Source organism: Lysinibacillus sphaericus OT4b.31 (genome assembly GCF_000392615.1).
In the GTDB taxonomy this organism is placed as follows: domain Bacteria; phylum Bacillota; class Bacilli; order Bacillales_A; family Planococcaceae; genus Lysinibacillus; species Lysinibacillus sphaericus_B.
Genome location: NZ_KB933398.1, coordinates 1,650,607 through 1,669,530, shown reverse-complemented (window position 1 = coordinate 1,669,530; position 18,924 = coordinate 1,650,607). Strand labels below are relative to the sequence as shown.

Genomic DNA, 18,924 nt, shown 5'->3' with positions numbered 1-18,924 from the left:
ATGTCTTATGTGTCAAAAGTACAATGGCAACCATAAATACACCTGCGTCATTAAATCTGTGAGGTGAAAAAAGTGCATATTCATTTAAGTAACGCCAGCGATAAGCCAATTTACGAGCAAATCACGATGCAATTAAAAGAAGCAATCTTGGCCAATAAATTACAGGCCGGTGATGCATTACCTTCTATTCGTATGCTTGCGAAGGAGTTAAAAATTAGCGTGATGACAACGAAACGGGCCTATGCTGATTTAGAGCGAGATGGTTTTATAGAAACCGTCGCAGGCAAAGGGAGCTTTGTTACGGAGCGCAATCAAGATTTTCTTCGTGAGGAATTACTACGTCAGGTTGAAGAACATTTGCAAAAGGCCGTTAAAACAGCAAAAACAGCAGGGCTTACAAAAGAGGAAGTACAAGAGCTTCTAACATTAACTTTAGAGGAGGACAACTAAATGAATGCCATTGAAATTCATGATTTACATAAAAGCTTTGTTGGCTTTTCACTAAAAGATGTGAGTTTTTCTGTACCCCAAGGAACAGTCATGGGATTTGTTGGAGAGAATGGTGCGGGCAAGTCAACAACGATTAAATGCATGTTAAATCTCCTTAAAAAAGAATATGGCGAAATTTTGCTATTTGGCAAGGATGCTGTCGAACATGAAATTGCGATAAAAAACGACATCGGTGTCGTTTTTGACGATTTACATGTACCCGAGACGCTAAATGCGACGCAACTCGACAAATTTATGAAGAGAGTATTTAAAACGTGGGATTCGCCCTATTATTATGAGCGGCTAACGCAATTTAAAGTGCCTGAGCGAAAAAGGATTAAAGAGTTATCCCGAGGAATGAGGATGAAGCTGTCAATTGCACTAGCCTTGTCACATCATCCAAAATTATTGATTTTAGATGAACCAACAAGTGGGCTCGATCCCATTATTCGTGAAGAAATTCTCGACTTGTTTTTAGATTTTATGCAGGATGAAACACATAGTATTTTATTTTCTTCACACATTACGAGCGATTTAGAAAAGATTGCGGATTATATTACATGTATCCATAATGGTGAAATTTTATTTAGTGAAAGTAAGGATGTAATGCTTTATGAATACGGCATTTTTAAAGGGAATAATGAGGAAGTAAGTGAATTACCTGAACATGCTGTTATCGGGAAGCGCAACGGTGCTTTTGGTGTTGAGGTACTTGTCCGTAAAAACGAAGTAAGTACGGCATTTAGTCTTGAAAAGCCGACTATTGAGGAAATTATGCTATTTTATGTGAAAGGTAGTGTTGTGTGATGACTGCACTGCTAGTGAAAGATTTAATGACTTTCCAGCGTCAATTGAAATCTCAGGCTATTTTTCTCATTGCCATTTTAATCATGTCTGTTTTCATGCAACAGGGTGCAATACTTTTTTCATTTATTGTCTTTATCGTAACCATTCAAGCTATAACTGCTCTCACATACGATGAGCTATGCAACTGGGATAAATATGCGAATACGCTTCCTATTTCAAAAGGCGAAATAGTGCTCAGCAAATATATACTAAGTATCATTTTGATGATCATTGGACTTGTGATTGCGTTACCTTTTGTCATACTTATTAATCGCTATACAACTAACATTTCGACAACCGATTTTTTTCTGATTTTCAGCCTAATTGTGACAGTTGCTTTTTGTATGCTGGCAACGTTATTACCAATTTATATTAAATTCGGCTCAATCAAAGGAAGAATGGTTGTTATTGCATTATGCTTCATACCAGGCTTTTTACTAGGTCTATTAGAAGGATATGTGACCAATTTTTTCGTGATACTATCCAAACTGAAAGATTATAGCTACCTTGCACCTTTTGTTGGGCTTTTTATCTTATGGCTATCTTATCTTATTTCAACTGGTATTTATAAACGTAAAGATTTTTAGGAGGCGATGCGGATGAAAGCATTATTTTGGTATAGAATTTCGATGCAAAAATTCTCAATAGTTAGCATATTAATTATTTGTATTATTATTAATTTCATCAGTATACAGTATTTCGATAGTTTTTCTATGCTGTTTTTCATCGTTATATTTTCACTTAATATTGTCAATAGTTTTTATGAGCAGGACAAGAACGCCAACTGGGAACTATTTGTAAATAGCTTACCACTAGCAAAAAAAACACAGTTAAAAACTGATTTTCTATTTTGCTATTGTCAAATTTTACTTCTTTTTATTATCACTGCACCTTTTTATTTTATGCATATTACTATATACAGTAATTTTTCTGAGCAGTTCGCTTTGTACTTCGCAAATATTAGTTGTGTGATTTTACTTATCTGTATACAATTTTACATACTACACGTTCAAGATACGAAGAGTATGAAAAATTTAAGGCTGTTTACGGCTGTTTTCCTTATTTTTCTAATCAACTATCCTATCCATTATTATCTATCGTTAGTGGCGGGAAATTTATTAGTGATCCTTGTTCCGACCATTATCAGCACTATGATTAGCATTTTTGTCTTTCGAAAATGTCTCGCTTTATTGGCAGCAAAGGAGATTTTTTGATAGAAACGACTACTTTACTATTTTTATTTGCAATAATGGTGTAAATTGTTATGCTCAATAATAGCGATTTATTGAAACACCTACATCTGTTGCTGTATACAATCTCAATAATCGTTGCAGAAAAACTACAAAAAAAATCAAAAGGTTTCGGGAATGATAGGCATTCCCGAAACCTTTTGTCTTCACATCTGTAGGTTAACTGGTAAAAATGAAAGCGTCAAAAGTTTACTTATCAACGACTACATGTTTTAACGTATCGTTGACTAAATCGATATCAAATGCTTTACCAAAACCTACAACATAACGGCCTTCTATTGGTGTTAGCTCAAATAGTGAAAAATCAAGCGTACGTAACAGCTTCATCATTGGTGCGCTATGTACCCCATCGAATTTAGCAAACACTTCCTCATACCCTTCATTACCTAAATGCTTAGACGTACATTGCCAGCGCGCGCGCTCAGCAGCAAAGCTATTAGACGTCACAGCTTCATCTGCAACACATAATACATCGACAAATTGTGCCTGCTCGAGTAGCTGGAAATGCTCTGCGATACGACTAATATAAATATAAAACTTGCCGTTTATACGTACAAAAGGTGTCGTGCTACTAAATGGCTTTCCTTCACCGTTAACTAGACTTAACACACAACTTTTTTTTCCTTGAATAAACACTTCATAATCTTGTTTAATTTTTTCAATATCTATTGTCTTTTTCATGATAAAGCCTCCTAACATTTAATAGTACTTTTTAATTGAATACGTGGGGCTGAATCCCATTCAACATGTTGAATTTCTGCCTCCATTTTATAAATGGTCTGAATCATTTGTTCTGTCATGACATAATCTGGCGTCCCAATTTGTGCACGATAGCCATCTTTTACAACAACGATACTGTCACTATAACTAGAAGCCTGATTCAAATCATGGAGTACCATGACAACGGTCATTCCCATATCACGGTTCAACTCACGTACTAGCTCGAGCACCTCATGCTGATGCGCAATATCTAAATAGGTTGTCGGCTCATCTAGTAATAATATTTGTGGTCTTTGTGCCAGTGCCATTGCAATCCAAGCACGCTGTGATTCTCCGCCAGATAGTGCAGCAATCGATTGATCTTTGTAATGAGTGAGCTGTGTTTTTTCTAGGGCCCAATCGACAATCGCATAGTCTTCATCATCCAAACGTTCAAACCATTTTTTATGAGGATACCGTCCGTAACATACTAAATTACGTACTGTTATATCGGCTGGGGCTTGGTTGCGCTGACTCAATACACACATTTTCTTTGCAATTTCCTTTGATGACAATTGGCGCATATTTTCTCCGTCAAACGTAATAGTTCCCGCTTGATAAGGTAACATACGCGACACTGCCTTTAAAATCGTAGACTTTCCTGAGCCATTTGGACCGATGATGGACAATACCTCTCCCTTTTTGACATCAAATGAAAAATCATGGACAACTTCTTTGTGCTCATAGCAAACGGAAAGCTGCTCAATTTTTAACATTAAAACGCCCTCTTTCGCATTAAGTATAAAAAGTATGGACCACCGATAACCGCCATTAATATACCCGCTGGAATATCCAATGGCGCAAATAAAGTCCGACCACCCGTATCAGCCAGCAGTAATACAATAGCCCCCATTGCCATACTCATTGGCAACATATATTTATAGTCCGAGCCGACAAGTAATCGTGCCATATGCGGAACGATTAAACCGACAAACCCAATCATGCCAATCGCTGCCACAGAAATGGCTGCTAAAAAAACAGCTAAGATAGATAACAGTATTCGAATACGCGTGACATTTTCACCTAAGTTCACAGCGACTTGATCGCCCAAACGAATAATGTTAGCCTTGCGGATTGCAAAAATCGATAAAATCCAACCGATAATGGCGTACATATAAATCATTTGCAATGATGCATAACCTTTTGCTGCTAAGCTACCATTCAGCCATTGCACCGCTGAAGGTAAACGGTCGCTATATATAATGGAAAGGAAACCTATTACCCCACCGCATAAAGCGTTGACTGCAACCCCTGATAAGATAATCGTTATTGGCGTGATGCCAGTCCGTCGCCAAGCAAGTGCGTAGACAATTGTAGCGGCTAGTAATCCGCCGACAAATGCTGCTAGCGGGATTAAATGTGTGTACTCAGGATTGGCTAACATAATGAGTAGAACAAATGCTGCAGCTCCACTCGTTACACCAGTAAGTCCGGGATCTGCAAGTGGATTGCCCATCACTGCTTGTAGCAAAGCACCTGAGATAGCAATATTGGCGCCAATAATAAGTGCCAATAAAACACGGGGCAGACGAATATCCCAAATAATCGTTGTATAGACCCCTTCTTCACGTCCATTAAAAATGGTCTTTAAAATATCTGGAACGGCAATATGCACACTGCCTAGTCCTATTGCTACTATCGCAGCTATCAGTGTGAGCGCAAAAGTTATAATAACAATTGTGCGACTTCTTGTTGTACGAATCATGTGAAGCACCTCACGCTATTCAAGGAAATAATCAGCAATTGTTGTTAACGCTGTATCGACATTTGTAATAGATGTTACACCAAATATACTATAATCTAGTATATGAATTTTATCGTTTTTATAGGCTGATAATTGTGTCCAAGCACTATTTTTAGCCACTTCTTGTTTGAACTTATCTTCATTTGCTCCGTGATCCCCTGACGCCAATACAAAAATCATATCTGGATCAGCGACAACAATATCTTCCAAGTTAATTGCTGAGTATGTGGATTCCGTTTTTAAGACTGACTTAGCAATATTATTTGCACCTAGTTGTTCTACTAAACTTCCTAAATACGATTTATCGTTCATAACCATGAAGTCATCCGATGTTCCAATCACCAACATAACTGACGGCAGTTCTTTGCCTTGCGCAAGCTTCGCTAATTCTTGTTCCTTTTCTACAATATTTTGTAGTACTTCATTCATTTTTTCTTCTTTGCCAAAGTACGTGCCTAATACTTTAAAGCTTAGTTTTAAATCTTCAAACGAATCTGTCGGTAAATAAGCCGCTTGTAAATTCATTCCTTGTAACGTTTTATCCAGTGAATCTTGTAATGAGGATGCACCAAGAATCAAATCTGTTTGTAAACTTGAAATGACCTCTAAATCAGGTGCCATCGGTGAGCCGATACGTGTAATCGCATCAAAATCTGCTGGAATCGGATTTGTAGATGTCGGAACTCCTACAGGTTTAATATCCAACAAATGCAGCATTTCTGTTAAAGGAACAGACGTCGTTGCAATTTTATCTGGAACCGTAACTGGAAAAGCAGCTAGTAATTCTTGGAATTTTCCTTCATCAATACCATCTGCCAATACATCGCTTTCTGTAGCTGCCGTATCTTGTTCCTGCACCTCCACTTCAACGGAATCTTCACTCTTAACTTTTTCCTGTTGTTCTGCACATCCAATTAGTGCTAATGATAACGTTATCAAACCTAGACAAGCAAACTTCTTCATTTATAAATATCCTCCCAATAGATGATAATGATTTTCAATATCATTTATGCTAACAAAGTTTATTGAGAATATCAATAGTTAATTGAGAAAGTCTTTTTCTATGAAAGGAAAAAAAGAATCATTCACCTTTAGCTTAGTGAATGATTCTGCATTATTTATAAATCAGGGCCGATTATTGAAATGGCTGGTTCTGATTTTAATATTTTGGCTATTAAACGATCTACCGATGCCATTGATACAGCATCAATAGAAGCTAAAACTTCATCTACCGAACGATGTCTTCGATGCACAAGTTCACTTGTCCCGTTGCGGTTCATACGTGCGCCTGTTCCTTCTAGACCTAAGACAAAACTACCTTTTAGCTGTTCTTTTGCATTATCGAGTTCTTCCTCTGTGACACCACCTGCTACGATATCAAGCATTGTTGCATCGATTGTATGTTGTAGCTGGGGTAATTGCTGACGGCTTGTACTACCGTATATCGTAAATGCACCAACGTCTGCATAACAGGATTGATAAGAGAATATTGTATAGGCTAAGCCGCGCTCTTCACGCACCTCTTGAAACAGGCGAGAGCTCATATTGCCACCAATAATATTATTAAGTGCAATAAAGCTATACATGTCTGGGTCTTTTACACCAATAGCTGGATAAGACAGTGCTAAATGCGCCTGCTCCGTGTCACGTGCTTTCACAACTTCGCCTGCATGAAACTGAGGTTTTGTAAGAATTGGCGCTACGGCAAGTGGTGATGCCTGATAATGCCCAAACAAGTTCTCAATAGTTGCCAAAAGTTCTGCTGAAATGTTTCCAGCAATTGAAATAACGACAGATTGCGGTCCATAATGTTTTGCCATATAGTTGCGAATCATGTCAGCTGTAAACGTTTGTAATGTTGCTGCAGTGCCTAAAATTGGGCGACCGAGCGCATCGTTTGGATACATGACTTCCCATAGCTTTTCATGGACATCGTCATCAGGAGCATCTTCACTCATTAAAATTTCTTCTAGTACCACTTGACGTTCCTTCTCTAATTCTTCTTTGGCAAACGTCGAGTTAAAGAACATATCTGCTAATATTGTCATCGCAAGCGCTGCATGATGGTCTAATACTTTTGCATAATAGCACGTATTTTCCTTGGATGTGAAGGCATTTAACTCTCCACCGATACGATCAAATTCTTCGGCAATTTGACGTGCCGAACGCGTCTTTGTCCCTTTAAATAACATATGCTCAATAAAATGTGTAATACCGTTTTCCTCTGGTAACTCGTATCGTGAGCCAGCATCCACAAAAATGCCAAGTGCCACAGAGCGCACATGGTCAATTTGCTCCGATACAATACGAACACCGTTGTGACATGTATGTACTTGAACCAAACAATCTCCCCCATTAGCAATATTATATATGTTAGTCTGTTATTATATCTCAAAAAAGAGATTGGGACAAAACAACTCACTTCAAAAATGAAAAGCCTCGAAAATTTTACGATTAGTAAAATCTTCGAGGCTTTGTTTTTTAGTCTACTTCGTAGCCGTTGTTATCCGCTACGGCGGACGCTTTCCACGGGCACGACTCCAGCCTTCTCCCTCGCTTCGCTCAGTCCGGGTGCTTCCGCTCGTGCGTGCTGTTCCCACTGGAGTCGCCGCCTTCGCTCCGAACAACTAATGAAACACTTCTATTTCAATTAAATCTATTCATAATTTTAGGCATAAAAAAAGGACATCTTCTGATAAAATTTAAGTACCCCTACAAAAATTAACATAGAAAGAACTTATGTTTAAAGATTATAACATGAATCAACTCATTTTACCGCTAGATTTAGAAGTGAAATTACAAGAAAAACGATACCGCCTTTTCTATCCACCATTTAGTCAAAGTAATCCGATTTAAGCTTTCGTTCCTTTCATCCATCACGCAGGTTGTCCATTGCGTAAGTTTTGTACAAAAGCACAAGAAGGCACGAATCGAAAGCTCATGGTTCAATGAGAAATGGGAAGAGCAAAAAGAATATGTAAGAGCGAAGCTTTCAGAAGAAGAAACGGCTATGATTTACCGTCAACGCAAAGTTGACGTGGTGCCAGTTTTCGGATTCTTGAAAGCTAATTTAGGTTTCACACGATTTTCTGTCCGTGGAAAATCGAAAGCTGAGAACGAAATCGGCCTCGCACTAATGGCCGTGAATAGAAGAAAATATGCGGTACGAGGATAATCCTCCACTACATCTAGTCAAAAACAAACGCAAAAATCGAGATTGCATCATGCAATCTCGATTTTTTACGTGAACTGAAACTATTTATGTCCCAGCCTCTTTCACTTTATTATTTATCTTGTTCAGCGCGTTCTTTTTCCTCTTGTACAACCACTTTACGAGATAGGTTCACACGACCTTGCTTGTCGATTTCAATCACTTTTACAAGTAATTGATCGCCAAGTTTTAGTACGTCCTCAACTTGTTTTGTGCGTTCTTCTTGAATCTCTGAGATGTGTAGTAAGCCATCTTTACCAGCGAAGATTTCACAGAATGCACCGAATTTTTCAATACGTTTTACTGTCGATAAGTAGTACTCGCCCACTTTTGCTTCACGTACGATGTCTTCAATAATTTGTTTTGCACGTGCATTCATGTCTTCATCTGCAGAAGAGATGTAAATTGTACCATCTTGCTCTGTATCAATTTTCACGCCAGTTTCTTCAATAATTTTATTAATTTGTTTACCACCAGGTCCGATTACATCACGGATTTTATCAGGATTGATTTTCACAATGACAATTTTTGGCGCATAAGCAGATAATTTTGCACGTGGCTCTGCAAGTGTTGCAAGCATTGATTCTAGAATATGCATACGACCAATTTTAGCTTGTGTTAACGCTTCTTCTAAAATATTACGTGATAAACCGTCAATTTTAATATCCATTTGAAGGGCAGTTACACCTTTTGCAGTACCCGCTACTTTAAAGTCCATGTCTCCAAGATGATCTTCCATCCCTTGAATGTCTGTTAGGATTGAATAATGCTCACCTTTTTTAATAAGACCCATTGCGATACCAGCAACTGGTGCTTTTAATGGCACACCTGCATCCATCATTGCTAAAGTGGAAGCACAGATAGAAGCTTGAGATGTTGAACCGTTTGATTCCAGTACCTCAGATACACAACGAATTGTGTATGGGAATGCATTTTCATCTGGTAAAACTGCTAATAATGCACGTTCACCTAAAGCACCGTGACCAATTTCACGACGACCTGGTCCACGAATTGGGCCAGTTTCCCCTACTGAGAATTGAGGGAAATTGTAGTGATGCATGAAGCGTTTAGATTCTTCTATACCTAAGCCATCGATAATTTGTACGTCGCCAAGCGCGCCTAATGTACAAATTGAAAGGGCTTGTGTTTGTCCACGTGTGAATAGTGCCGAACCATGTGTACGTTGTAGTAAACCAGTTTCAGAAGAAAGTGCACGAATTTCGTCTAATTTACGACCGTCTGGACGAATTTTATCTTCAGTAATTTGACGACGTACTTCGTCTTTCACCATTTTATCTAAAATTGTGTGTACTTGTTTCATCGTTATATCATCAGCTTCTTGTTCTTCATAAGAAGCAACAATGCGTTCTTTTACAGTTCGAATCGCTTCTTCACGTGCATGTTTTTCAACTGTTTGAATTGCATCATGCATTTCTGTTTCACATGCAGCTTTAATATCAGCTTGAATCGCTTCGTCGATTTCGAATAAAGTAATTTCTTTTTTCTCTTTACCAACCTCAGCTACAATTTGCTCTTGGAAAGCGATAATTTTTTTAATTTCATCATGACCAAACATAATTGCCTCAAGCATAATTTCTTCAGGCACTTCTAGAGCGCCTGCTTCAACCATGTTGATAGCGTCCTTGTTACCTGCCACTGTTAAGTGTACAGTTGAATATTTCGATTGTTCGACAGTTGGGTTCACAACGAATTCACCGTCGATATAACCAACTTGAACGCCTGCGATTGGTCCGTCAAACGGAATATCCGAAATCGCTAAAGCTAAAGATGAACCGATCATTGCAGCCATTTCTGCCGTACAATCTGAATCATTTGACATAACCATAGAAATAACTTGTACTTCATTACGGAAACCATCTGGGAACATTGGACGAATTGGACGGTCGATTAAACGGCTCGTTAAAATTGCATTCTCAGAAGGACGGCCTTCACGTTTGATAAAGCCACCAGGGATTTTACCCGCTGCATATAAACGTTCCTCATAATTTACTGTTAATGGGAAGAAATCAAGTGGTTTTGGTGATTTTGACATTGTTGCTGTTGCTAGTACAGAAGTATCTCCATAACGCACTAATGCAGCTCCATTTGCTTGTTTAGCTAACTGTCCAACTTCAATAATTAGTGGACGGCCAGCCCATTCGTAGGAATAGACTTTCTTTTCGTTCATTCAATGAACCCCTCTCTATTATAAAAACACTTACTCGTCTGTATGTACTAATAGTAAGTGTACCAAAAATGCTTGTTCTATGCTAAATATTTCATTAAATAATCATACATTTAAATTTAGTTATTGCCAATTTATTTAGGATTTATTTCTTTTTGGTTTAAGTGGCTTTATTTTAAGGTGTATAAAGTTTTAAAACATAAAGAAAAAGCGGGAATAATCCCGCTTTTCGATTGTCAATTAGCGACGTAAGCCTAAACGATTGATTAGTTCACGGTAACGTTGAACGTCAGTTTCACGAAGATATTTAAGTAAGTGACGACGACGACCTACCATTTTAAGAAGACCACGTTCTGAGTGGAAATCTTTTTTGTGTGTACGTAAGTGCGTGTTTAAAGCGTTGATTTCCGCTGTTAAAACTGCAACTTGTACTTCTGGAGAACCAGTATCACTTTCGTGTGTACGGTACTCAGCGATAATTTCGTTTTTACGTTCTTGTGTAATAGCCATTTTATTGACCTCCTAAATAATTGTTAATCCCCACTAGCACAGTAAACGTTGGAGTCATCGATATACCGAGCTAAGGTTAAGCACTTTATGCACTTATGAATGTTACCATAAAACAATAGACCAGGCAAGCATTAACGCAGAGCCTCAAAATATTGAATTGTTTCCTGTTTGTCTTTTTCGATCTGTATTTTCAATGATTCTATTCCATCGAATTTTCGCTCGCTACGAATTCGTTTATACCAAGTGACATGTACTTCTTCACCGTAAATATTTTTTTCGAAGTTTAAAATATGTACCTCGATAGATAGTTGCTTGTCATTTGGGTCTTTGAACGTTGGTTTATAGCCTACGTTGCAAACACCATCATACCATTTATTTTGGACAAGGAGACGTACAGCATATACACCACTTGCTGGAATAAATGCGCCCTCTAATGCTTGGACATTCGCAGTAGGAAAGCCAATCGTGCGTCCGCGCTTATCACCATGAACAACCATTCCCGTTACTTCGAAAGGTCGTCCTAATAGCGTACGTGCTGCCTCCATATCGCCCTCTTGCAATAACTTGCGAATACGAGTGGAGCTAATTTTTTCTAGCTCATCTGCCTTCTTGTCAACAACTGTCACGCCATAATCCCCATCACTTAATGCACGCATATCTTCCATAGTGCCTTTGCCAAATGCACCAAATGAAAAATCAAAGCCAGCAGTCACATGCTGAATATTCAATGAACGGATAAAAGTATCCACAAAATCAGCTGGAGACAGCTTTGCAAAATCCGACGTAAAATGCACTACAAATACTTTATCAACACCTTGTTCTTCAAATAATTGTAATTTTTGTTGTAGTAATGTAATGTAAAATACCTTTTCATTACGTCCACCTAGCACCAAGGAAGGATGTGGATCAAATGTCATAACGGCAGTTGGAATTTGTCGCTTGTTCCCTTCATTCTTTGCTGCTTCAATAACTGCCTGATGTCCAATATGCACGCCATCAAAGAAACCAATGGCCAAAGAATACGGTTGCATACTTTCTCGTTGCTGTAATTGATGTGGGTATTTTAAATGAATGACCTCCATACAAAAAATCCTCCTACTCTATCGTCGGGAACATTTTATGTGGCTTCATAAACCCTTCCTTTGTCGGATGAGCTTGATATACCGCAAATGCTTTCCCATTAATCCCAAACACAATTTTATCATGTATCTTTAATAATGCATCTGCTGGAAGCACTTGTCCATTGAAAATTTCTTTTTCAATGGCAGGCGATATCTCAATATATGGGTAATCTGATAGTGCATGCTCAACAGGTAAGATACAAGTATTGACTTGTTCTGCTTCCATTAGCTCTGCTACTTGTGCCAATGTAAAACAATTGTCTTGTTTAAATGTGCCTGACGCTGTACGAACGAGTTCTTTCATATGGGCTGGATACCCAAGTGCCTCGCCAATTTGAACCGATAAAGTGCGTATATATGTGCCCTTGCTACAGGCTATACGGACAGGGAAAGTTATTTCTTGTCCTTCGTAAAAATCCGCATTATCTAGTAGCTCTAAGGCATGAATTGTCACCTGACGGGTTGGTCTCTCGACAGTTTCTCCCTTACGTGCATATTCATATAAGCGCTTACCATTCACTTTAACAGCCGAAAACATCGGTGGTGTTTGATTAATAACCCCTGTTAAGGAAGCTAATACTTCGAGCAGTTTAGCACGTGTAAACGACTTATTTGTGTTATCTTCCTCAACTGTTTCCCCTTCTGCATCCTCTGTTGTTGTTGTCCGTCCAATCGAAATAACCGCTTCATATGTCTTGCCCGCATCTGTTAAATATTCTGCAATACGAGTTGCCTGGCCAATGCAAATAGGTAGGACACCCTCCACACCAGGATCCAGAGTGCCTGTATGGCCAACCTTTTTTGTACGTAATATCTTTCGTAATTTAAATACGCAATCATGGCTCGTCATGCCACGTTCCTTCCAAAGCGGTAAAATACCGTTCATATAAATCCCCCAAATTCAAATTTACCTTCGTGTATTTGTACTAACATACAGAAAAAAGCCTGCCTGCATGGACATGCATGTGGCAGACTTTTTTATTTTCTATTCTTGTAGGCCTTAGCTCGTTCCCTTAGCGGTCGTAAAGCATCGGGTGAAAGTGTAAGTATCCCTCTCACTTTGGGCTCTTCAACGCTTGTCGGGGATAGTAGAGCGCGTAAGCACATTGGTTATTCTTTGTGTAAATCACGTAGTAATGAATCAATTCGGTTCCCATATTCAATCGATGAATCAAACTCAAAGATTAACTCAGGTGTTCGACGTAAACGGATACGTGAACCGATTTCTGAACGAATGAAACCAGAAGCTTTTACTAATGCTTTTAGTGTTTCCTCTCGTTCGCGTTCATTGCCTAGAGAAGTGATATAAATTGTTGCTTGTTGTAAATCACCTGTTACGTCAACGCCTGTAACAGTTACGAAGCCAACACGTGGATCTTTAACTTTACGGCCAATAATCTCACCAAGTTCTTTTTTCATTTGCTCAGCAACACGATTTGAGCGTAGAGACATAGTTCGTCACCTCAATTTCGATGTCCAGATTGTTACACTACTTGCTTGGGTTCTACTCTTGCTAACACGTCCTCAACGGTGAAACATATAGAGGAGTAGCAAGATTGAATGATCCAAGCACATGTTATACACGGATAGAGACATAGCTGCTAACAGTACTATGTCTCTCGCGTACAAATAAGCGCAAAAACCCTTCCCTACTTATAAATAGTCTCGCCACACATTTAGCTGCTCCCAAGACGGATTTGACTGCAAATAATGGAGTGCATGATTGATTTCACGCTCAGCTGCATCTTTCGAAGAAGAAACAGCAACAAGCGCTAATTTTGTTCGCTGCCATACATTTTGATGGTCAATTTCCGCAATGGACACATTAAATTTCTGCTTTGTGCGGGTAATCATACGCTGTAAGACAGCGCGTTTTTCCTTTAACGAATGGGCAGTTTGAATGATGAATTCAACCTCTGCATAGACAATCATTATGAACGTTTAATTTCTTCCATAATGTAAGCTTCAATAATGTCGCCTTCTTTAATATCATTGAAGTTTGTAATTGTAATACCACATTCGTAACCTCTTGCCACTTCTTTTACTTCATCTTTGAAGCGTTTTAATGTATCTAGTTCACCTTCGAAAATCACGACGTTGTCACGGATGACGCGTACGCCAGAATCGCGAGTTACTTTACCTTCTGTTATATAAGAACCGGCAATTGTACCAACTTTTGATACTTTAATCGTTTGACGAACTTCCGCCTGACCAATAATTTTTTCTTCAAATTCTGGATCAAGCATACCTTTCATCGCTTGCTCGATTTCTTCGATTACTTTGTAGATAACGCGGTGTAAACGAATGTCTACGCCTTCTTCTTCAGCTGCACGTTTTGCATTGACATCAGGACGTACGTTGAAGCCAATAACAATGGCATTTGATGCTGCCGCAAGAGAAATATCTGATTCTGTAATTGCCCCAGCACCAGTATGAATAATTTTCACGTTAACGCCTTCGACATCAATTTTCATAAGTGATGCAGCCATTGCTTCTACTGTACCCTGTACGTCAGCTTTAACGATTAAGTTAAGTTCTTTCATTTCGCCTTGGCTCATTTGTTCAAACAAGTTATCCAGCGTGACACGTTGCTTTTCAGAACGTTGTGCTTGAATCGCTGTCATTGCACGTGTTTCCCCAACTTGGCGTGCTGTTTTTTCGTCTTCGAATACAACGAAGCGGTCACCAGCTTGTGGCACATCGCTTAAACCTGTAATTTCTACTGGTGTTGATGGACCAGCCTCTTTGACACGACGGCCTTTATCATTGACCATTGCACGTACACGACCATATGCATGGCCAACTACGATTGGATCTCCAACTTTTAATGTGCCATCTTGTACTAAAAGCGTCGCTACTGAACCACGGCCTTTATCAAGCTGTGCTTCGATCACTGTACCAAGTGCTAAACGGTCAGGATTTGCTTTTAACTCGCCAACCTCAGCTACAAGTAATACCATTTCTAATAATGTATCGATACCTTCACCTTTTAATGCTGAGATTGGTACGAAAATTGTTTCGCCACCCCAAGCTTCAGGTACTAAACCATGTTCTGTTAATTCTTGCATAACGCGGTCAGGGTTTGCTGAAGGTTTATCCATCTTATTAACCGCTACAATAATTGGCACTTCTGCCGCTTTTGCATGGTTGATGGCTTCAACGGTTTGAGGCATTACACCATCATCCGCAGCTACCACTAAAATTGTTAAGTCCGTTACTTTCGCACCACGTGCACGCATCGTTGTGAAAGCAGCATGTCCAGGTGTATCTAGGAATGTAATTTTCTTATCGCCTTCAGTTACTTGGTAAGCACCGATATGTTGCGTAATACCACCCGCTTCTACAGCTGTAACTTTTGTATGACGGATAGAATCTAGTAACGTTGTTTTACCATGGTCAACGTGACCCATAATTGTTACTACAGGAGGACGTTCTGATAATTCTGCTTCATTTACTTCCTCTGTTTGTTCGAAGTGCGTTTCTAAATCCGTAATATCTATACGAATTTCTTCTTCTACTTCTACACCATAGTCTGTACAAATTAACTCGATTGCATCCTTATCTAATTCTTGGTTAATTGTCGCCATTACACCAAGCATGAATAATTTTTTAATGATTTCAGATGGCTCACGGTGCAGCTTTTTAGCTAATTCTGCGACAGAAAGAGATTCAACAAATGTAATTTTTTCTGGTAATTCTTTTTGTTTCACTGGTAATGTAGGCTGATGCGTTTTTGGATGACGGCGTTTACCGCCGTGAATTCCTGGTTTTGGACGTTGGTTGTAGCCGCCGCCTCTTCGGTTATTATTATTGTTGTTGTTATTATTATTTTGTGTCATATTTCGATTTTGATTACCTTTAGTATTCTTAGATTTTTCGTTAGACGAATTTTGGTTTTGGTACGATTGTTGAGATTGTTGCTGAGTGTTCGTTCTTGGTTTAGAGGTAACAGATTGCTGCTTTTGTCCCTCTTGTTTTTTCACCGATTGTTGTGGTCTTTGTTGCCCATTAGATTGTGATCGTTGTGATGCATTTTGAGTAGGTTGTTGCGCTTGTTTTTTCTCAGTTGCTGGTTTAAATGATTGGTTTAACTTTGTCACTGTGTCGTTTTCCAACATAGACATATGATTGGTTACACTCACATTTAATTTATTTAGCGCTTCAATAACCTCTTTACTCGACTTATTCACTTGTTTCGCATATTCATGAACTCTGATTTTGGTCATCTGCTCACCCCCGATTATTTTTCGTTGAGTAGACTAGACAATTTGCTTGCAAAACCTTTATCGGTAATAGCTAGAGCCACTCGGGCTTCTTTACCTGTAGCATGTCCTAGATCATAACGATCGCCAACTACATGATACTCAACGTTGTAATACGTGCATTTATCTTGAATTTTTTTGCTAGAGTTTTTAGAAGCATCGTTTGCAAGCAGTACTATCTTAGCATTACCATTGCGGACTTCCTTTACTACTAACTCTTCTCCTGAAATGACTTTACGGGCTCTTGCCGCGATGCCAAGCAAATTAAACACTGCTTGATTTGTCATAGTATTGACTCCCTACGAATAATCGTTAGTAGTTCTTCGTAGACTTCTTCAGGAATTTTTACATCAAGTTGGTGCCCTAAAACATTTTTCTTGCGTGCGATGTCAATCGCTTGTTCTGACTTTGAAACATAGGCGCCACGTCCAGGCTTTTTCCCCGAGACATCAACGCTTACTTCGCCCTCTTTCGAACGAACAACCCGAATCATTTCTTTTTTTGGTAGCATTTCTCCAGTGGCTACACATTTTCGAAGAGGCACTTTTTTATTAACCACCATAAGAATCACCTTTCCTCTCTGAAGCTTCGTAAGAGGTGGACTAACCATAATATAACTAAAACTAACTGCTTCAGCGTAGTTTCGGATTTGGCATCGTCATGCCAAATCCAAGACATGTGCCGGTGACTATGACTTTATGCAGTCGACGCTAGGCGTCCACAGCATGAAGTCAGTTGACTAGTCACACGGGCTTTCTTACTTATTCTTCGTCGTCTTGATATAAGTCAACTGCTACATCTTCGTAGTCGCTTTCCACATCTTCCGCAGGTACAAAAGTGCTTGTTGCAGATGGGTAAATACCTAACTCACGTGCATCTGTTTCACTTTTAATATCAATTTTCCAACCAGTTAGTTTCGCAGCTAATCGAGCATTTTGACCGCGTTTACCGATTGCTAAAGACAATTGATAGTCTGGCACGACAACAGTTGTTGACTTTTCTTCTTCATTCACTTGCACATCTAATACTTTTGAAGGACTAAGAGCATTTGCTACAAATACAACAGGATCTTCTGACCATTCAACAATATCAATTTTCTCACCGTTTAATTCATTGACAATTGTTTGTACACGCGCACCTTTGGCACCAACACAAGAACCAACCGGATCGACTTCCTCATTATGAGCAAAGACAGAGATTTTAGAACGATCGCCAGCCTCACGTGCAATGGATTTGATTTCGACAATACCCTCATAAATTTCAGGTACTTCCATTTCAAATAAACGACGTAGTAAGCCAGGGTGTGTACGCGATACAATGACTTGTGGTCCACGCGTCGTACGTTCAACTTTCGTAATGTATACTTTAATACGATCATGTGGATGATACGTTTCACCTTGAATTTGTTCGTTTTGTGGTAACGCTGCTTCGACTTTACCTAGCCCAACATAAATATTACGCGCATCTAGACGTTCAACAACACCTGTGACAATATCATCCTCACGATCCACATACTGCTCATAAATTAAGCCTCGCTCTGCCTCACGTACACGTTGTGTAACAACCTGTTTCGCTGTTTGTGCTGCGATTCGGCCAAAATTACGAGGCGTTACTTCTTGCTCTACGATATCCTCTAATTGATATGCTGGATTAATGGCCTTTGCATCTTCTAATGAAATTTGTAAGCGATCGTCATCTACTTCTTCCACAACATCTTTTCGTGAAAATACACGAATTGAGCCCTTATCTAAATTTAAATCTACTCGGACATTTTGAGCTTGGTTAAAGTTGCGTTTGTATGCTGTTACTAATGCCGCCTCAATCGCTTCGATTAACACATCTCTTGAAATTCCTTTTTGTTCTTCTAGCGCAGTTAGCGCATCTAACAAATCACTACTCATTTTGTTTTCACTCCTAAATATGCATTATGCTGTGAAATCGATGGCAAGTCGTGCCAAAGCGATTTTTTCCTGTTCAATTGTTACTGTAATTTTTCGCGTTTTAATACGTACTTCCATCACTATTATATGATTATCGTATGACGTTAAGTAGCCTTGGAATTCCTTCATGTCCTTGATGGGCTCATAGGTTTTTACATAAATAAATTTACCAATCGCTTTTTCAAAATCAGCATCTTTTTTCAATGGACGTTCTGCACCTGGTGAAGATACTTCTAAATAATAGTTTTGTGTAATCGGATCTTTTTCATCCAACAGTAAACTAAGTCGTTCACTAACTTGAGCACATTGGTCAATGTCAATTCCACCCTCAGGTGTATCCACATAAACACGTAAAAACCAGTTACGTCCTTCTTTTACGAACTCGACATCCACTAACTCAAGATTTAACTCTTCAACAATTGGCATGGCAAGTTCTTCAATAACAGATGGTACTTTGCTCATTGTTTCCTCCTGCATTTATCAATTTCTGGCGTAATAAAACAGAAATTCCACCATTTGCTTTGGTGAAATTTGACGGTCTTACCTGCTGTTAGTCAAAAAATTTGTTTTGCTACGATATAACAACAGAAAAGAGCGGGAAGGACCC

General features: G+C 39.0%; 20 protein-coding genes and 1 pseudogene. 5 read left to right on the top strand and 16 right to left on the bottom strand.

The genetic code is table 11. From position 1 onward, the window contains the following. Nucleotides 1–72: 72 nt before the first annotated feature. Genes H131_RS07550 through H131_RS07535 form a run of 4 tightly spaced genes read left to right on the top strand, consistent with a single transcriptional unit; the run spans nucleotide 73 to nucleotide 2,549 of the window. Complete coding sequence (locus H131_RS07550; protein WP_010858501.1) at nucleotides 73–450, top strand: GntR family transcriptional regulator; 378 nt, start codon at nucleotides 73–75, stop codon at nucleotides 448–450. Continuing rightward, entirely contained in the window at nucleotides 451–1,296 is an 846-nt protein-coding gene (locus H131_RS07545) for an ABC transporter ATP-binding protein (RefSeq protein WP_010858500.1), read from the top strand. Further along, nucleotides 1,296–1,922, top strand: a complete 627-nt coding sequence (locus H131_RS07540) for an ABC-2 transporter permease (protein ID WP_010858499.1) — start codon at nucleotides 1,296–1,298, stop codon at nucleotides 1,920–1,922. The genes H131_RS07545 and H131_RS07540 overlap by 1 nt, the downstream gene beginning before the upstream one ends. 6 nt (nucleotides 1,923–1,928) lie before the next feature. Next, nucleotides 1,929–2,549: an ABC-2 transporter permease gene (locus H131_RS07535; RefSeq protein ID WP_329600433.1), complete on the top strand. Its 621-nt coding sequence runs from the start codon at nucleotides 1,929–1,931 to the stop codon at nucleotides 2,547–2,549. 225 nt (nucleotides 2,550–2,774) lie between these two features. On the opposite strand, the gene H131_RS07530 is transcribed toward H131_RS07535, so the two are convergent. The 5 genes from H131_RS07530 to H131_RS07510 all read right to left on the bottom strand — a co-directional run bounded on the left by H131_RS07530 (nucleotide 2,775) and on the right by H131_RS07510 (nucleotide 7,430). Next, complete coding sequence (locus tag H131_RS07530) at nucleotides 2,775–3,266, bottom strand: pyridoxamine 5'-phosphate oxidase family protein (RefSeq protein ID WP_010858497.1); 492 nt, start codon at nucleotides 3,264–3,266, stop codon at nucleotides 2,775–2,777. 11 nt (nucleotides 3,267–3,277) lie between these two features. Next, complete coding sequence (locus H131_RS07525; RefSeq protein WP_010858496.1) at nucleotides 3,278–4,060, bottom strand: ABC transporter ATP-binding protein; 783 nt, start codon at nucleotides 4,058–4,060, stop codon at nucleotides 3,278–3,280. Further along, on the bottom strand, nucleotides 4,060–5,049 hold the full coding sequence (locus H131_RS07520) for a FecCD family ABC transporter permease (RefSeq protein ID WP_010858495.1): 990 nt from the start codon (nucleotides 5,047–5,049) through the stop codon (nucleotides 4,060–4,062). Before H131_RS07520 ends, H131_RS07525 begins: the two co-directional genes overlap by 1 nt. Before the next feature lie 15 nt (nucleotides 5,050–5,064). After that, entirely contained in the window at nucleotides 5,065–6,051 is a 987-nt protein-coding gene (locus H131_RS07515; RefSeq protein WP_010858494.1) for an ABC transporter substrate-binding protein, read from the bottom strand. A 155-nt stretch (nucleotides 6,052–6,206) separates the two neighbouring features. Further along, a complete protein-coding gene (locus tag H131_RS07510; protein WP_010858493.1) occupies nucleotides 6,207–7,430 on the bottom strand; it encodes a M16 family metallopeptidase in 1,224 nt (407 codons plus the stop codon). Between the two features lie 538 nt (nucleotides 7,431–7,968). On the opposite strand from H131_RS07510, the pseudogene H131_RS23505 reads away from it, so the two are divergent. Next, nucleotides 7,969–8,248 (top strand): annotated as a pseudogene (locus H131_RS23505) (transposase); the annotation flags it as partial. 124 nt (nucleotides 8,249–8,372) lie between these two features. On the opposite strand, the gene pnp reads toward H131_RS23505, so the two are convergent. The 11 genes from pnp to rimP form a co-directional block, all read right to left on the bottom strand. Beyond that, nucleotides 8,373–10,487 (bottom strand): polyribonucleotide nucleotidyltransferase, encoded by a 2,115-nt coding sequence (gene pnp / locus H131_RS07505; RefSeq protein WP_010858491.1) that lies wholly within the window; start codon nucleotides 10,485–10,487, stop codon nucleotides 8,373–8,375. A 237-nt stretch (nucleotides 10,488–10,724) separates the two neighbouring features. After that, a complete protein-coding gene (gene rpsO, locus H131_RS07500) occupies nucleotides 10,725–10,994 on the bottom strand; it encodes a 30S ribosomal protein S15 (protein ID WP_010858490.1) in 270 nt (89 codons plus the stop codon). 131 nt (nucleotides 10,995–11,125) lie between these two features. Further along, nucleotides 11,126–12,076, bottom strand: a complete 951-nt coding sequence (ribF, locus tag H131_RS07495) for a riboflavin biosynthesis protein RibF (protein ID WP_010858489.1) — start codon at nucleotides 12,074–12,076, stop codon at nucleotides 11,126–11,128. A gap of 13 nt (nucleotides 12,077–12,089) precedes the next feature. Continuing rightward, complete coding sequence (gene truB, locus H131_RS07490; RefSeq protein WP_010858488.1) at nucleotides 12,090–13,001, bottom strand: tRNA pseudouridine(55) synthase TruB; 912 nt, start codon at nucleotides 12,999–13,001, stop codon at nucleotides 12,090–12,092. Between the two features lie 224 nt (nucleotides 13,002–13,225). Beyond that, on the bottom strand, nucleotides 13,226–13,567 hold the full coding sequence (gene rbfA, locus H131_RS07485; protein WP_010858487.1) for a 30S ribosome-binding factor RbfA: 342 nt from the start codon (nucleotides 13,565–13,567) through the stop codon (nucleotides 13,226–13,228). A gap of 201 nt (nucleotides 13,568–13,768) precedes the next feature. Further along, nucleotides 13,769–14,047, bottom strand: a complete 279-nt coding sequence (locus tag H131_RS07480; RefSeq protein ID WP_010858486.1) for a DUF503 domain-containing protein — start codon at nucleotides 14,045–14,047, stop codon at nucleotides 13,769–13,771. Further along, on the bottom strand, nucleotides 14,047–16,341 hold the full coding sequence (infB, locus tag H131_RS07475) for a translation initiation factor IF-2 (protein ID WP_010858485.1): 2,295 nt from the start codon (nucleotides 16,339–16,341) through the stop codon (nucleotides 14,047–14,049). The genes H131_RS07480 and infB overlap by 1 nt, the downstream gene beginning before the upstream one ends. A gap of 14 nt (nucleotides 16,342–16,355) precedes the next feature. Then, nucleotides 16,356–16,664 (bottom strand): YlxQ family RNA-binding protein, encoded by a 309-nt coding sequence (locus H131_RS07470; RefSeq protein WP_010858484.1) that lies wholly within the window; start codon nucleotides 16,662–16,664, stop codon nucleotides 16,356–16,358. Beyond that, the gene (gene rnpM / locus H131_RS07465; protein ID WP_036129949.1) at nucleotides 16,661–16,939 is read right to left on the bottom strand and encodes an RNase P modulator RnpM; all 279 of its coding nucleotides are present in this window, start codon (nucleotides 16,937–16,939) and stop codon (nucleotides 16,661–16,663) included. The genes H131_RS07470 and rnpM overlap by 4 nt, the downstream gene beginning before the upstream one ends. 199 nt (nucleotides 16,940–17,138) lie before the next feature. Beyond that, nucleotides 17,139–18,278, bottom strand: a complete 1,140-nt coding sequence (gene nusA / locus H131_RS07460; RefSeq protein ID WP_010858482.1) for a transcription termination factor NusA — start codon at nucleotides 18,276–18,278, stop codon at nucleotides 17,139–17,141. 24 nt (nucleotides 18,279–18,302) lie between these two features. After that, nucleotides 18,303–18,779 (bottom strand): ribosome maturation factor RimP, encoded by a 477-nt coding sequence (rimP, locus tag H131_RS07455; RefSeq protein WP_010858481.1) that lies wholly within the window; start codon nucleotides 18,777–18,779, stop codon nucleotides 18,303–18,305. Nucleotides 18,780–18,924: the final 145 nt, after the last annotated feature.